The organism is Desulfonatronum sp. SC1 (genome assembly GCF_003046795.1).
Taxonomy (GTDB): Bacteria; Desulfobacterota; Desulfovibrionia; order Desulfovibrionales; family Desulfonatronaceae; genus Desulfonatronum.
Genome location: NZ_PZKN01000001.1, coordinates 85,419 through 99,184 on the forward strand (window position 1 = coordinate 85,419; position 13,766 = coordinate 99,184).

Below are 13,766 nucleotides of genomic sequence, written 5' to 3' on the forward strand. Positions count from 1 at the left end.
TAGTGAAAAAATCCAAAGGCTTCGAGCGTGAAATAATATGGGACAACCACTGAGTAATTTATCGGTCAGCGGCTTTAAGTCCATCCGATCCTTGAACAATTTTGGACTTGGCAAACTCAACCTTCTCATTGGCGCAAATGGGGCCGGGAAAAGCAATTTTGTTTCTTTTTTCCGAATGCTGCGCGCCATGTCCGAGGAAGGGCTGGCGAGTTTCGTCACCGAAAACGCCGGGGCTGACGGCTTCTTTTTTGGCGGTCCCAAGGAGACTCCGGAGATCGAAGCCCATCTGAAGTTTGGACGAAACGAATACAGGTTTGCGCTTGCACCAACCGCTTCGATGAAGTTGATGGTGAAAAGGGAAAGCACTCTATACACTGCGGGGGGAGATTGGGAGCACCATGTCGGTGGAGGCACCGAATCTCTCCTTAAGCAGTGGAAAGGAAAAAGCTCCAAGTGGGGGCCGTACCCTGGCCCGGAATCGTATGTTTATGAGGCGGTTGCCAGCTGGCTGGTCTATCATTTTCACGATACGAGTACGACCGCCGGCATGCGACGGGATCATTCAATACGCAATTGGCGTGAACTCCAACCTGACGCGGCAAACATCGCTCCCTTCCTGTTCCGCCTGAAAACAAAGCATCTTGAATACTTTGAAAAAATACGAGAGACCGTTCAAATCATCGCTCCGTTTTTCGACGACTTTCTTTTGGAATCTGAAGACCAGGGAGGCAACGAAGTCGTACGGCTTGAATGGAATCAGAAGGGGTCTTCTTACCCATACCAACCATGGCAGCTCTCCGATGGAACCATCCGCTTCATCTGCCTGGCAACGGCCCTGCTACAACCTGCTCCACCATCCACGATCGTTATCGACGAACCCGAACTGGGCCTGCATCCTTTCGCCCTGGATGTGCTGGCCGGGGTTATGCGAGACGCGGCGGAACGCACCCAGCTTATCGTTTCAACCCAATCCGCCTCACTGTTGAATCATTTCGAGCCCGAGGAAGTCATCGTCGTTGATCGCGACGAGGGAGCCTCCAGATTCCGTCGACTGGAGGCCGCCCCCCTGGCGGAGTGGCTGAAGGATTTTACCCTAGGAGAACTGTGGCAGAAAAACGTTTTCGATGGAGGCCCGTCACATGAGTAGGGTGTTGGTTCTCGTCGAAGGACCGACCGAACGCGCGATTGTTGACCGGGTATTTGCTCCGGAAATGGGAGGAAGGGGAGTCTACCTTTATCCTCGTGTCGTGGGAAAGCCGGGGCATAAAGGTGGCAACAAATTCGCCACGGTGCTTCGGGAGCTGAAGGCTCTCCTTTCTCAGGAATCGGACAGCACGGTGACCATGCTTTTTGACTACTATGGCTTGCGGGAAGATTGGCCGGGATTGGCAAGCGCCAAGGGAAAAAGACCTGAAGAAATCCCAACCATTATCGAACCGGCCATTGCGGCTGAGGTAGCCGCTGAAATGGGGCTGGATTTCAACCGGAATCGATTTATTCCCTACGTTCAGCTTCACGAGACCGAAAGTCTGCTTTTCGCATGCCCGGATAAGATGGCTCAGATTTTCCAGCGTCCCGAACTCGAAGCGGAATTCACAAAAATCGTCGAAGAGTGCGGCGGCTGTGAGGCGATCAACGATGACCCGGAAACCGCTCCGTCCAAACGTATTATCCGGCTGTTTCCCGGATACAAGAAAGGGAGCAGCGTCAACGCCCACGCACACCGGATCGCCCGGCATATTGGCCTTCAACGCATGCGTGAACAGTGTCCTCATTTTAACGAATGGATGACAAAGATTGAGCATCTGGCATGAGTTCGTGCTCCGGATTGTCTGGGGAGCCCGAGCAAGGAGTTGGCGCGGCTGACAAAGAACGCCTATCAAAAGGTCGGCGGATTCCGGGACATTGGACTATTGGAGGCAGCGGGACCGGGGTCAGGTCTTGTATTTCAGCATTTTGACAACGCGAAGCCGCGTCGGTTCGCTTGCCGGCAGGCAAGTCTCGGCGGGCGGAACGGCGTGGACGGCGCACTATGCACCCGCCTGATCATCCTCGGCATCCAGCCGCTCCAGGATCTCCAGTGCCCGGTTCACATTGCCCGTCGCCGCCAAGGCCCGAAAATGGTTTTCCGTATCCCAGGCCGCCAGCGCATGCGCGCTCAACTCCTCAATCAGCTTGTTCGTGCTCAAGCCACGGCTCTTGGCAAGCGCCTTCAGGCGCTGCGCCGTATCGTCGGGCAAACGGATCGTCAATGTGCTCATGGCCATTCCTCCAAACATTGCGCGGGCGTCAGGATGCGCAGCGAGCCGAGGTGCAACTCGCCACGGCCAACATCCCGCACGTTTTGCATGACAATCGCCTCGGCATTACCCGCCAAGGCCAACTCGATCAGGTGATTATCGGCCTCATCCGGCAAGTTTGGCCGCCAGCCGTAATAAATTGTTACCCAACGGCCGCGTTGGGCCAGAGCCGCTAAAACCTCAAGACGCTCCGTCGCCGAAGTTGCGTCGCCCCACACCGGGCGATCCAGCAAATCGCGATACTCAAGCCACAGCGCGTTGCCGAACAAAGGCTCATAACGCCCCATCAACGCACGTCGCAAAACTTCACGCGAAGCGCCCCGCGCCGAACGCAAACCCGCCACGAAAACATTCGTGTCAATCACCAAGGGAATCATTGTGATAGCATATATGCCATCATGTCGCATGGCAAGCGCGGGGCTCTGGGTCAGGTCTTGTATCTCAGCATTTTGACAACACGAGGTGCTTTGGTTCGCTTGTCGGCAGGCAAGTCGCGGCGGTCGGCTACACCCTCGGTATTGTGCCCCACCGGTCCGGGTGATGACAGGATTAACGAATCCATGAATCAACGAATCCTCGAACAAGAAAGTTGCCTTTTTTTCGATACCCGGTAAATCTTCTTGAAAATAGTTGGGCGTCTTGATTTTTAAAAAAGGAATCCCGGCATGTTCGATGCTCTTCCTACGAAAGATTACACCTCCCCGCACCGCTCTCTCTCCTGGTTCACCAGAACTTTTCCCAGCGCGATCTTTTATCCCAAGATGATCGGGGTTGTCTTTCGGGCTGCGAAAAAAGCCAGGCGGTCGATGTATGACGGCCGGGCCTGGATCGAAAGCAGCCGGACCATCTGCTCTGCCCTGGAAAGCGCCGGCGTCCGCCTGAAGATCGAGAACGTTCCCCTTCTGGCGAAGCTCGACTCCCCATGCGTTTTCGTGGGCAACCACATGAGCACCCTGGAGACGTTTGTCCTGCCATCGATCATCCAGCCGCACCGGCCGGTCACCTTTGTGGTCAAGCGCAGCCTGGTGAAGTATCCCGTGTTCAAGCATGTGATGATCGCCCGCGATCCGGTCGTGGTAGAGCGCCAAAACCCACGGAACGACTTCAAGACCGTCGTGGAGAAAGGCTGCAGACGGCTGGAGAAGGGTATCTCGATTGTGGTCTTTCCCCAGTCGACCCGAGAACCGGAGTTCGATCCCCGGAAATTCAACTCCATGGGGGTAAAGCTGGCCAAGCGGGCCGGGGTCCAGGTGGTTCCTTTCGCGTTGAAGACCGATGCGTGGGGCAATGGAAAACTTATCAAGGATTTTGGAAAGATAGACCCAAAGAAAACCGTCCATGTCCACTTCCATGAACCCATGACGGTCACCGGGCCGGGCAAGGATGAGCACGCGCACATCGTGGATTTCATTCAAGGGAAATTGGAGCAATGGAACAGGGAGGGGATGCCCCGGCCATGACATCCATGATAAGAACGTCAAGGGGGCCAGCGGGGTCAGATCGGCAGATCGGGGTCAGGTCTTGTATTTCAGCATTTTGACATCGCGAAGCCGCGTCTGTTCGCTTGTCGACAGGCAAGTCTCGGCGGGCGGAACGGCAAAGGCGGCGCACTCTGCACCAGCCTGATTATCCTCGGCATCCAGCCGCTCCAGGATCTCCAGCGCCCGGTTCACATTCCTCGTCGTCGTTGTTGGCGGTCACAGCTATAGAGCCACCTGCGGGCCGGTATAATGAGGCCACCTCATGGAGGAATAAGGGACAGGCTAAATATGCTTATATGGACATCATCAGGACCTTCGGAGCTGTGGGGATCATTCCGGCCGGGAATCCGCCGGCGCCGCTAGGGCATATTGCCAGGGGAATGGTCAGGTCGTGGATTTTCCGACGGGCTGTTTAGGAAGGTGCTGGGAGCCGAAAGGGTGATTCGGTCAAGTATCGGGCATGCCGCTGGGCCAGGCTTGTGCACCATGCAGGATGCGCAGAATGCGGACAACGCCTTCTTGAACACGATAGGCGACGATAAACGGCGTTCTGTTGATGACCAGTTCGCGTGTGCCTTCGACCCGGCCCGGACGGCCGCATTCCGGGAAACGAGCCAGCTTTGCCGTCTGCTCCATGATCCGTTCATCCACGGCAATGGCGGATCGAGGATCGTCCTGTTCGATGTAGTCGAAGATGCTGGTCCGGTCTTCGACAGCGAACCAGGACCACTCGATTTTCACGACAGGGTTTCCTCAAGCTTGCGACGCGCCGTGGCCCGGCGTTCCTCAAAACGGGCCTCGACCTGATCCCCGGGGATTGCAGGCCGCGTGTCCTCAAGCGCCTCTTTGACCTTGGCCCGGAACCAGGCGTCATGGACGGCGGGGTCCATGGTCAGTCCTGCAGGCAGGCTTCCTTCGCGGGCTACGCGGGTCAGCAGGATGCGCACGGCATCGGAGACGGTCAGGCCCATGCCTTCCAGCACGACGGCGGCGCGTTCCTTGAGTTCGGCATCAATCCGGGTTTGGACAAGAGCATTGGCAGCCATGAGAACCTCCATGCAAGATGTGAACAAATAGAAGCGTAATGCGATTGCATGACAAAGTCAAAGCCCTCGGCCCAAGAAACTCGGCCCAAGAAACTATGAACACGACCCTACGCCATCCTGCACCATGTGCGGCAAGATGTGCGCGGTCAGGACCATGACGCGGATCAAGGAGGGGAAGGATATTCGGCTGGATGATTGAGGGGTAGGGTGTTACGGCAAAAACCTACATGGCGTCATCGAATTCATCCCGGTACCGCGCCGTGCCTCCAGCCTTGGGCAGGGCGTCAGCGTTCAGCACCGCGACCATGAAGGCCTCATCCGGTACCCCCTCCCATTGGCTGACGAGTCGATACTTGGAGGCTGGCTCGAAACCGAAGCGTGGGTAATACTCGGGGTGCCCCAAGACGATGACGAAGGGGCAGCCTGTGCGGCGCAAATGGTCAAGCCCGTGCCGGACCAGCCGGGAACCAACGCCCTTTCGCTGATGAGAGGGCAACACCGCCATGGGCGCCAGCCCCATGCCCACGGCGTCGGAACCGTCCACCGTGACCGGGGTGAACAGGATGTGGCCGATCACAACGCCGTCTTCCTCAGCCACGAAGGCGAGGTACTCACTGCAGGAGGCCCGAAGAGCGTCAACCAGGGCCGCTTCCGGGCCGTTCTCGAACGCGGCCAGGTTCAGACGATGGACGGCTTTCTGGTCTCGGGGGTCTTCTTTTCGGATTTCGAGCATAACAAGGTTCCTTTTTCAGAGTGGAAGCGACGTGAGGGGTGAAGGCTACTCGTTCGCCACAATCATTGCCAGCGTGGTACTCGACGGTGAGGAGGTGGATGCCTCCTGTTCCAAGCGCATCTATTCGGGGCTGTCATCCTGTCCGTGGCCAGTTGTACGGCCCGAGCCAAACGAGTTCAAGTGGGACCATCCAGAGCCTATTGGTGATCAGAATATGTCCGGTCTCTGTTCGTGCCCCGCGGAAGCGTGGTTCTTCATCCGGCGGTTCCCCGCATCCGCATTACTGGCAATAGATGAAAAACTCGGGTAAGTGGTATCCGGTTGACGCGCGGGGGCGCGCCATCCGCAACGGCCCCGGTTTTCGTTGAATTCGGCTGAATTCCGGTTGCACCCATCCACCCGCTCCGCGATGACGAGGTAGCCCATCCCATGCCCAAAAGAACGGACATCCACAAGATTCTGATCATCGGTTCCGGCCCGATCATTATCGGCCAGGCCTGCGAATTCGACTATTCAGGCACCCAGGCCTGCAAGGCTCTGCGCGGTCTTGGCTACAAGATCGTGCTGATCAATTCCAACCCGGCCACGATCATGACCGACCCGGAAACGGCCGACGTCACCTACATCGAGCCCCTCAACGTGGAAAGCCTGACCCGGATCATCGCCAAGGAACGGCCCGACGCGGTTTTGCCCAACCTGGGCGGGCAGACCGGTCTGAACCTGACATCCGGGCTGGCCAAGGCCGGGGTTTTGGATGAGTACGGGGTAAAGGTCATCGGCGTACAGTTGGACGCCATCGAACGGGGCGAGGACCGGATCGCCTTCAAGGAGACCATGGGCCGCCTGGGCATTGAAATGCCACGCAGCGAGCCGGCCTACAGCGTGGAAGAGGCCGAGGCCATCGCCGCGCGCCTGGGTTTTCCCATCGTCATCCGCCCGGCTTACACCATGGGCGGCACCGGCGGCGGCCTGGTGTACAACCTGGAGGAACTGCGCACCGTGGCCCGGCGGGGCATTGCCGCGAGCATGACCGGGCAGATCCTGGTGGAAGAGTCCGTGCTGGGCTGGGAGGAACTGGAGTTGGAAGTGGTCCGCGACGCCAAGAACCAGATGGTCACGGTCTGCTTCATCGAGAACGTCGATCCCATGGGCGTGCACACCGGAGACTCCATCTGCACCGCGCCCATGCTGACCATCAGCCGGGAGCTGCAGGAGCGGCTGCAACGACACGCCTACGACATCGTGGAGGCCATTGAGGTCATCGGCGGCACCAACACCCAGTTCGCCCACGATCCGAAAACCGGACGGGTGGTGATCATCGAGATCAACCCCCGCACCTCGCGTTCATCGGCCCTGGCCTCCAAGGCCACGGGCTTTCCCATCGCCTATGTTTCCGCGCTGTTGGCCTGCGGCCTGACCCTGGACGAGATCCCTTACTGGCGGGACCAGACCCTGGAGAAGTACACGCCCTGGGGGGACTACGTGGTGGTCAAGTTTCCGCGCTGGGATTTCGAAAAATTCCCCGGGGCCCTGGACGCCCTGGGCACCCAGATGCGGGCCGTGGGCGAGGTGATGAGCATTGGCAAGAATTACAAGGAGGCGCTGCAAAAGGCCGTGCGCTCCATGGAGCGGGGCCGCTTCGGCCTTGGCTTTGCCAAGGATTATCACCGGAAATCCGCCGAAGAGCTGCTGGAGCTGCTGGCCTTGCCCACCAGCGAACGATTGTTCGTGATGTACGAAGCCCTGCGCAAGGGCGTGAGCGTGGATGCTTTGCACCGCAAGACGTTCATCAAGTCCTGGTTCATCGAGCAGATGCGGGAATTGGTGGAGCTCGAAGAGCGGATTCTGGCCCACAAGGGTCGGCCCGTTCCGGACGATCTGCTCATCCAGGCCAAGCGCGACGGCTTTTCAGACCGCTATCTGGCCAGGCTTTCGGGTGTTTCCGAGAAGGATGTCCGCACGCGGCGCCTGGCCCTGGGGCGCGGCCAGGCCTGGGAGCCGGTTCCCGTGAGCGGCGTGCGGGAAGACGCTGAATACTATTTTTCCACCTACAATTCCGCGCATCACCTCCCGGTCAGCGGGGGCAGGAAGATCATGGTCCTGGGCGGCGGGCCCAACCGCATCGGCCAGGGCATCGAGTTCGATTACTGCTGCGTGCACGCGGCCCTGGCCATCCGCGAGGCCGGGTTCAAGTCCATCATGGTCAACTGCAATCCGGAGACCGTGTCCACGGACTACGATACCTCCGACCGGCTCTATTTCGAGCCGCTGACCGTGGAAGACGTGCTCGGCATTTACGAGAAGGAGCAGCCCGAGGGGGTGATTGTTCAGTTCGGCGGGCAGACGCCTTTGAATATCGCGGCGGAGTTGGCCCAGGCCGGGGTGCGCATCCTGGGCACCTCGCCGGAAACCATCGACCTGGCAGAGGATCGGGACCGCTTCAGCAAACTGATGCAGAGTCTGGACATCCCCATGCCCGCATCCGGCATGGCCGTGAACCTGGAAGACGCCCTGGCCGTGGCCGGGCGGATCGGCTACCCGCTGATGGTTCGGCCGTCCTACGTGCTTGGCGGGCGGGGCATGGAAGTCGTGCATGACCGGGAAATGCTGGAAGCCTACCTGGCCGCTGCCGTGGACGTGACTCCGGACCGGCCGATTCTCATCGACAAATTCCTGGAAAACGCCATTGAGGCCGAGGCGGACGCCATCGCCGACGGCACGGATGCCTTCGTGCCCTCGGTCATGGAGCAGATTGAACTGGCCGGCGTGCATTCCGGCGACTCGGCCTGCGTCATCCCGGCGGTGAGCATCAAGCCCGAGCACCTGGAGACCATCCGGGAGTACACTCGGAGGATCGCCGTGGCCTGCAACGTGGTCGGCCTGATGAACATTCAGTACGCCGTGGCCGGGGACAAGGTCTACGTCCTGGAGGCCAACCCACGGGCCTCGCGGACCGTGCCCCTGGTCTCCAAGGTCTGCGGAATCGCCATGGCCCGCCTGGCCACCCGGATCATGCTCGGCGAGAAGCTGTCCGACCTGGGGCTCTCCGAGCGGCATCCCAGGCACTTCGGCGTCAAGGAAGCGGTGTTTCCGTTCAACATGTTTCCGGAAGTGGACCCGGTGCTCGGCCCGGAGATGCGCTCCACGGGCGAGGTTCTGGGCTTGGCGGATTCCTTCGGCCTGGCCTTTCACAAGTCCCAGGTGGCGGCGGGCCAGGAAATGCCCCGGGAGGGCGGGGTGCTGATCTCGGTCAACGACCGGGACAAGGAGGCCATCCCGGAGGTGGCCCAGGGGTTCCGCGAACTCGGCTACCAAGTCATCGCCACCCAGGGCACCCGGGATTTCCTGGAGAGCCGGGGTATTCCCGCGGAATCCGTGCTGAAGATGCATGAAGGTCGGCCGAACATCGTGGACGAGATCAAGAACGGGCGGATTCGGCTGGTGGTCAATACCCCGGCGGGCAAGACGAGCACCGTGGACGATTCCTACATCCGCAAGGCCGCCATCCAGTTTCGCGTACCGTACATCACCACCGTGGCCGCCGCCGCGGCCACGGTCAAGGGCCTTGCCGCCGCGCGCCATAACACCGACGAGGTCAGGTTCCTGCAGGACTACAACAGGTAGTGGCGCGTATCCCGCTTCGCCGCGCCGAAGCAGCCAGGGGCGCTCCAGCGCCCCGTTTAGGCTCGGTGCCAGGGATCATTTCCGGTCAGCCCCGGCTATATCATCTCCACTTCAAAGCTTCTCTTTCGGAATCGGTATCGGGGTCGAATTAACGGTATTGACGAACATACAGTATCGATTCCGATTCCGACGCCGACCCCGATAACTCCATTTTTTTCAAGCGAAGAACGCATTATCGGATTAGAATTGGTATTACTCCCCGTCCTTCAAATACATCTCCCGCAGGGCGACCTTGTTGGTCTTGCCCACGCTGGTCTTGGCGACGGACTCCACCAAGCGGACTTTGACCAGTACCGCCTCCTTGGGCAGCACGCCCTTGTCCACGAAGCTCTTGACGTGGTGGGCGATGCTCTTTTCCGACAGCGCGACGCCCTGCCTGGCCACGACCAGGGCCAGGGGCGTTTCTCCCCAGCGCAGGTCCGGCTTGCCGATCACCGCGGCTTCGGCCACGTCCGTGTGACGCAGGATGATGTCCTCCAGTTCCAGGGAACTGAGCCATTCCCCGCCGACCTTGATCACGTCCTTGGTCCGATCCGTGATGCGCAGACTGCCCGAGGCGTCGCGGCAGGCCACGTCTCCGGTGTTCATCCAGCCGTCGGTCCATAATTTTTCCGAATTGCGCTCATCCTTGAGATAGGATCTCGTCAGCCACGGGGCGCGGACTTGCAGGGCTCCGGGGGTTTTATCGTCGTCGGGCGCTTCCCGGTCGGCGTCGTCGACCAGGCGGAGCCGGACCAGGGGCAGGGGACGGCCGGTGCGGACGCGCAGGGCGATCTGGCTCTCCTGATCCTGAAGCAGTTCGGCATTGGACAGGTGGGTCAACGTCAGGATGGGGCAGGACTCGGACATGCCGTAGCCCGCGAAAATGTCCACGCCCCGATCCAGGGCCGCCTTGCACACGGCCTTGGGCAGGGCCGCCCCGCCGATGACCACCTTCCAGCCGGACAGGTCGTAGCTCGCGCACTTGGGATCAGAAAGCAGCATGTGCAGAATAGTCGGCACGCAGTGGCTGAAGGTAACCTTTTCCGTGCTGATCAGCCGGGTCAGCACCTCGGGAATGTATTTGCCCGGATAGACCTGTTTCACCCCGAGCAGGGTCGCCATGTAGGGGATGCCCCAGGCATGGACGTGGAACATGGGCGTGATGGGCATGTATACGTCCTCGCGGTGCAAGCGGCCCTGGGTGGCGTTGGAACTGAAGGCGGTCAACCCGGCCAGGGTATGCAGGACCAGTTGCCGGTGGCTGAAGAAGACGCCTTTGGGCAGGCCCGTGGTCCCGGTGGTGTAGAAGGTGGTGGCCCGGGTGTCTTCGTCGAAATCCGGAAACACTACCAGCGGCTCGGCGGCGGCCAGCAGGGCCTCGTACTCGCCGGACAACGGCAAGGCTGTTTGCGGAGCCTCTTCGCCGTCCGTGAGCAGGATATACTCGCGCACGGTGTCCAGCCGCCCCTTGATCTGCTCCAGCAGGGGCAGGAAGTCGGCGTTGACCAGGATAACGTCGTCCTCGGCGTGGCCGATGGTGTAGACCAGCTGCTCCGGGGAAAGGCGGATGTTGATGGTGTGCAGCACCGCGCCGATCATGGGCACGGCGTAGTAGCACTCCAGGTAGCGATGGCTGTCGTAGTCCATGACGGCCACGGTGTCCCCGGGCTTCACGCCCCGGGCCAGCAGCATCCCCGCCAGCCGGGCCACCCGTTCGCGGAACCCGGCGTAGGTGAAGCGACGGAATTCGCCGTAGACGATTTCCTGATCCGGATGGTTCTGAATAGGGCCCTGAAAAAGATTTTTGATCAGCAGTTGCTGGGATGGTTGCATGGATGTTCCTTTAATTTTGTTTGTTCTTTCAAAATGACACTCTCAGATCGACGTTACACTGGACTCAGGATCATAATCCGTAATGTCCTGGCAAACGCCGCCTGTTGTTCTTGCATCGTGACGTCCTGGAGAAAGAGCAGGATGAAACCGTTACTGACTATCTTCTCTATCATCATGCTTGCCTTGGATAATACTGAGTGGTCCGACATTTCCTGACTGCTCGACAAAATGGGTATGAAAGAGTTCATCTTTTCGCTTTATACCGACCAGCTTCCGCGAAAAAGGTTATATCTGAATATCCCTCATAAATCTTTCCTGAATGCAAAACGCCGGCGGGAATAGAATAAATATCGCCTTTCCTGAATTGCTTTTTTACACCGTCGATGGTCAATTCGATGACACCGCTCAAAACAAAACCAACTTGCGCCGCATGTGAATGTTCCGGCAGATCAGCATCCTTTTCAAACTGCATGAAGAGCAATTGGTGGTCAGCGGCTTGCGACAAATACGACGTGATGCCGTCGATGGGTATATCAGCTTCGGGCAAAGCTTTGATCGGAGGGGGGAAAATGTTTTCCAATTCTTAATCTCCTTCTCTACAGAGTTCAACGCGTTGCATGCGCTTCGGCTGGACGAGCCAAGTCTTACGCCGTAGCTTTTGCAAGCTCTCTGACCGTGTAGCCATCAAGCGCACGCCCCGCCGTACCGTCTGAACGCTCAATGATTTGACCAGGAACGATACTTTGATTTGTCCAGGCTGGGCTACCGATCGTCATAGACAATATCTCGAAGGCTTTTCTCAATCAATTCGGCATCTTCTACAGAGATTTTATCGGGGAATGACATAAGCTTCAGATGCAATGCACTGCCATCAGCCTGTAATGGAGGCTGGATGTGATGGTGCTGGTTCAGATGGAATCCCAATCGTTCATAAAATTTGATTCTTCTGAGAGTTGTATCATCCACTGGCGGTTCCACTTCGAGAACCACATTTCTTCCAGACTGGATCAAATTGTTCATTAGAATGGAGCCGATACCACGCCCTCGGCCTGTTTCGGCAATGGCAATGTGTTCAACAAAATAATATCCGCCTATATCCCAATAGGCGATAAAACCCATCATGCTGTCAGCCTCAGAATAGAAATTCACTGCATATTCTTTTCTTGTAAGTACGGCTAGTTGGCCGGCACGATCTCTTTTCTCGTACTCCGGAAATGATTCAGAGTATATTTCCCAGAATGATTCGAATTGTTCATCAGTCATGATTTATCTTCGTCGCCATAGTGGCTGCGTCATATCTTCGATTTGCCGCGGAACGGGGTCAAGTCTGCTTTGGCTCGCAAGTGTTTTTTCTGCGAATCCACTTTTCTCCGAAGCGCCTTTTCCTTCTTCAGCCTGGATTGGAGGCGGAGCAGGATTCTGCTGACTGCACGGTAGGTCCGTATCCAAATGCCTCCGCGATACAAGAAAGTGTATCATCGCCACGAAACGATCTGAAGAGCTGGATCTCGACGACGCGATCCGCTTCATGCGGTTAGGAGTTGTACTCCATCAATATTTCAATATGTCCAGTGTGTTCGTCAGCGATTTCCTTGACTGAGTGTTGAAAAAGTCCTTATCCTCAGTCCGTTCAAAAACCCAAAGTGCAAGAAGCAAAAAAAGTTCAAGATCGAAGCGTATTTATTCATACGTGAGAGTTTGAACTTTTTGCAGCGACGCAGCAATTGGGAGTTTTTCAACGGACTGCTAACGTGCCGGATGGACGCAGCCAGCCTTGAGGCGTTTCGGGTGGAGCGCTCGGCGCGGACCCCGAAGTCGACTCCGAGGTTTTGCTTGGTGAACGTCGTCACCCGATGATTGTCAGTGCAATCCACGGTACAATGTTGAAGACGAATACGAAAATCTTGTACATGCCAATGAATGAGTAAATAACCGCATTGAATGTTTCCCGAGGCATAGGAAAAAACTTGCCGTGCATTCGATAAACGAAATCTCCGCCGAATCCAAATGCTACGACCAGAAACGATAGCACCAGAAACGCCACGTTCAGGATGGTGCACCACATGAAAAACTGTGTCAGCAGATCAATATTCATTTCGTTCTCCTATATCCACCAAAAGCAGAGCTTTGCGGTAATTATGGAGCCACGAAGCTGTGGAAAAATTGTCCGACAACAACGACTTGTTAAAAGTGAAGAAGGGTCAAGTCTGCTCTTGACCCACCACTATTCATATTCTTACCGAAACCACCCTTCTCCAAAGCGCTTTCCTTAGACAGCGCGAGGAACGAGCGTCCGGTGGCCGCGGGGAGCGAATTTGATGGCCCTGTAGACACGAATCAGCTACTCCGGAATCTCTTTCAGGTTCTCCAACGGCACCCAGCCCGACGCCGAGCCGTTGGATTTCTCACACCATAGCCAACCATTCAAGGCTCTTGTGCCAATGAGCACCTCTCCTTCTTGCACATCAAGCTCTCTGGCCGTGTAGTCATCAAGCGCACGCCCCGCCGTACCGTCCAAACGCTCAATGATTTGACCGGGAACCCATCCTGGCTCCTGCCCTGGCGTGCTGCAGAGAAACCAATTATCCCAGCCCTCCGATCCCTCATATTCCTCACCAACGACAAGAGGAGCACCTTTCCTGAAAGTTATGGGGCTAGGGAACTCACTTTCGTGTGGACTGACGACGAGATACTTCTTGACGCTCAT

General features: G+C 57.6%; 15 protein-coding genes. 4 read left to right on the top strand and 11 right to left on the bottom strand.

What is annotated here, in order from left to right; genetic code table 11:
- Positions 1–37: 37 nt before the first annotated feature.
- Entirely contained in the window at positions 38–1,147 is a 1,110-nt protein-coding gene (locus tag C6366_RS00380; protein WP_107735372.1) for an AAA family ATPase, read from the top strand.
- A complete protein-coding gene (locus C6366_RS00385) occupies positions 1,140–1,814 on the top strand; it encodes a DUF4276 family protein (RefSeq protein WP_158269576.1) in 675 nt (224 codons plus the stop codon). Before C6366_RS00380 ends, C6366_RS00385 begins: the two co-directional genes overlap by 8 nt.
- A 216-nt stretch (positions 1,815–2,030) precedes the next feature.
- Here C6366_RS00385 and C6366_RS00390 read toward each other — a convergent pair whose 3' ends face one another.
- Entirely contained in the window at positions 2,031–2,261 is a 231-nt protein-coding gene (locus tag C6366_RS00390; RefSeq protein ID WP_107735374.1) for a ribbon-helix-helix protein, CopG family, read from the bottom strand.
- Entirely contained in the window at positions 2,258–3,007 is a 750-nt protein-coding gene (locus tag C6366_RS19955) for a putative toxin-antitoxin system toxin component, PIN family (protein WP_199221383.1), read from the bottom strand. Before C6366_RS19955 ends, C6366_RS00390 begins: the two co-directional genes overlap by 4 nt.
- Between C6366_RS19955 and C6366_RS00400 the strand changes: the two genes are divergently transcribed.
- Positions 2,966–3,760, top strand: a complete 795-nt coding sequence (locus tag C6366_RS00400; RefSeq protein WP_107735375.1) for a 1-acyl-sn-glycerol-3-phosphate acyltransferase — start codon at positions 2,966–2,968, stop codon at positions 3,758–3,760. The genes C6366_RS19955 and C6366_RS00400 overlap by 42 nt on opposite strands.
- A gap of 54 nt (positions 3,761–3,814) precedes the next feature.
- Here C6366_RS00400 and C6366_RS19455 read toward each other — a convergent pair whose 3' ends face one another.
- From C6366_RS19455 to C6366_RS00415, 4 genes are all read right to left on the bottom strand, one after another.
- A complete protein-coding gene (locus C6366_RS19455) occupies positions 3,815–3,973 on the bottom strand; it encodes a hypothetical protein (protein ID WP_158269577.1) in 159 nt (52 codons plus the stop codon).
- A gap of 255 nt (positions 3,974–4,228) precedes the next feature.
- Complete coding sequence (locus C6366_RS00405; RefSeq protein WP_107735376.1) at positions 4,229–4,522, bottom strand: type II toxin-antitoxin system RelE/ParE family toxin; 294 nt, start codon at positions 4,520–4,522, stop codon at positions 4,229–4,231.
- A complete protein-coding gene (locus C6366_RS00410; RefSeq protein WP_107735377.1) occupies positions 4,519–4,827 on the bottom strand; it encodes a type II toxin-antitoxin system RelB/DinJ family antitoxin in 309 nt (102 codons plus the stop codon). Before C6366_RS00410 ends, C6366_RS00405 begins: the two co-directional genes overlap by 4 nt.
- Before the next feature lie 223 nt (positions 4,828–5,050).
- On the bottom strand, positions 5,051–5,560 hold the full coding sequence (locus C6366_RS00415) for a GNAT family N-acetyltransferase (RefSeq protein WP_107735378.1): 510 nt from the start codon (positions 5,558–5,560) through the stop codon (positions 5,051–5,053).
- A gap of 429 nt (positions 5,561–5,989) precedes the next feature.
- Between C6366_RS00415 and carB the strand changes: the two genes are divergently transcribed.
- On the top strand, positions 5,990–9,184 hold the full coding sequence (gene carB / locus C6366_RS00420; RefSeq protein ID WP_107735379.1) for a carbamoyl-phosphate synthase large subunit: 3,195 nt from the start codon (positions 5,990–5,992) through the stop codon (positions 9,182–9,184).
- A gap of 252 nt (positions 9,185–9,436) precedes the next feature.
- On the opposite strand, the gene C6366_RS00425 is transcribed toward carB, so the two are convergent.
- The 5 genes from C6366_RS00425 to C6366_RS00450 form a co-directional block, all read right to left on the bottom strand.
- On the bottom strand, positions 9,437–11,059 hold the full coding sequence (locus C6366_RS00425; protein WP_107735380.1) for a long-chain fatty acid--CoA ligase: 1,623 nt from the start codon (positions 11,057–11,059) through the stop codon (positions 9,437–9,439).
- Positions 11,060–11,303: 244 nt separating this feature from the next.
- A complete protein-coding gene (locus C6366_RS00435; protein WP_107735382.1) occupies positions 11,304–11,639 on the bottom strand; it encodes a cupin domain-containing protein in 336 nt (111 codons plus the stop codon).
- 182 nt (positions 11,640–11,821) lie between these two features.
- Positions 11,822–12,322 carry a GNAT family N-acetyltransferase gene (locus tag C6366_RS00440; protein WP_107735383.1) on the bottom strand — a complete coding sequence of 167 codons (501 nt, stop codon included), beginning with the start codon at positions 12,320–12,322 and terminating at the stop codon, positions 11,822–11,824.
- A 583-nt stretch (positions 12,323–12,905) separates the two neighbouring features.
- Entirely contained in the window at positions 12,906–13,154 is a 249-nt protein-coding gene (locus C6366_RS00445; protein ID WP_107735384.1) for a DUF6868 family protein, read from the bottom strand.
- Between the two features lie 246 nt (positions 13,155–13,400).
- On the bottom strand, positions 13,401–13,766 hold the full coding sequence (locus C6366_RS00450) for an SH3 domain-containing protein (protein ID WP_107735550.1): 366 nt from the start codon (positions 13,764–13,766) through the stop codon (positions 13,401–13,403).

Coding starts and splice junctions, on each gene's coding strand:
- C6366_RS00410 (WP_107735377.1), bottom strand. CDS start 4,827: ATGGCTGCCAATGCTCTTGTCCAAACCCGGATTGATGCCGAACTCAAG.
- C6366_RS00400 (WP_107735375.1), top strand. CDS start 2,966: ATGTTCGATGCTCTTCCTACGAAAGATTACACCTCCCCGCACCGCTCT.
- C6366_RS00415 (WP_107735378.1), bottom strand. CDS start 5,560: ATGCTCGAAATCCGAAAAGAAGACCCCCGAGACCAGAAAGCCGTCCAT.
- C6366_RS00440 (WP_107735383.1), bottom strand. CDS start 12,322: ATGACTGATGAACAATTCGAATCATTCTGGGAAATATACTCTGAATCA.
- carB (WP_107735379.1), top strand. CDS start 5,990: ATGCCCAAAAGAACGGACATCCACAAGATTCTGATCATCGGTTCCGGC.
- C6366_RS00445 (WP_107735384.1), bottom strand. CDS start 13,154: ATGAATATTGATCTGCTGACACAGTTTTTCATGTGGTGCACCATCCTG.
- C6366_RS00450 (WP_107735550.1), bottom strand. CDS start 13,766: ATGAGCGTCAAGAAGTATCTCGTCGTCAGTCCACACGAAAGTGAGTTC.
- C6366_RS00380 (WP_107735372.1), top strand. CDS start 38: ATGGGACAACCACTGAGTAATTTATCGGTCAGCGGCTTTAAGTCCATC.
- C6366_RS00385 (WP_158269576.1), top strand. CDS start 1,140: ATGAGTAGGGTGTTGGTTCTCGTCGAAGGACCGACCGAACGCGCGATT.
- C6366_RS00425 (WP_107735380.1), bottom strand. CDS start 11,059: ATGCAACCATCCCAGCAACTGCTGATCAAAAATCTTTTTCAGGGCCCT.
- C6366_RS00390 (WP_107735374.1), bottom strand. CDS start 2,261: ATGAGCACATTGACGATCCGTTTGCCCGACGATACGGCGCAGCGCCTG.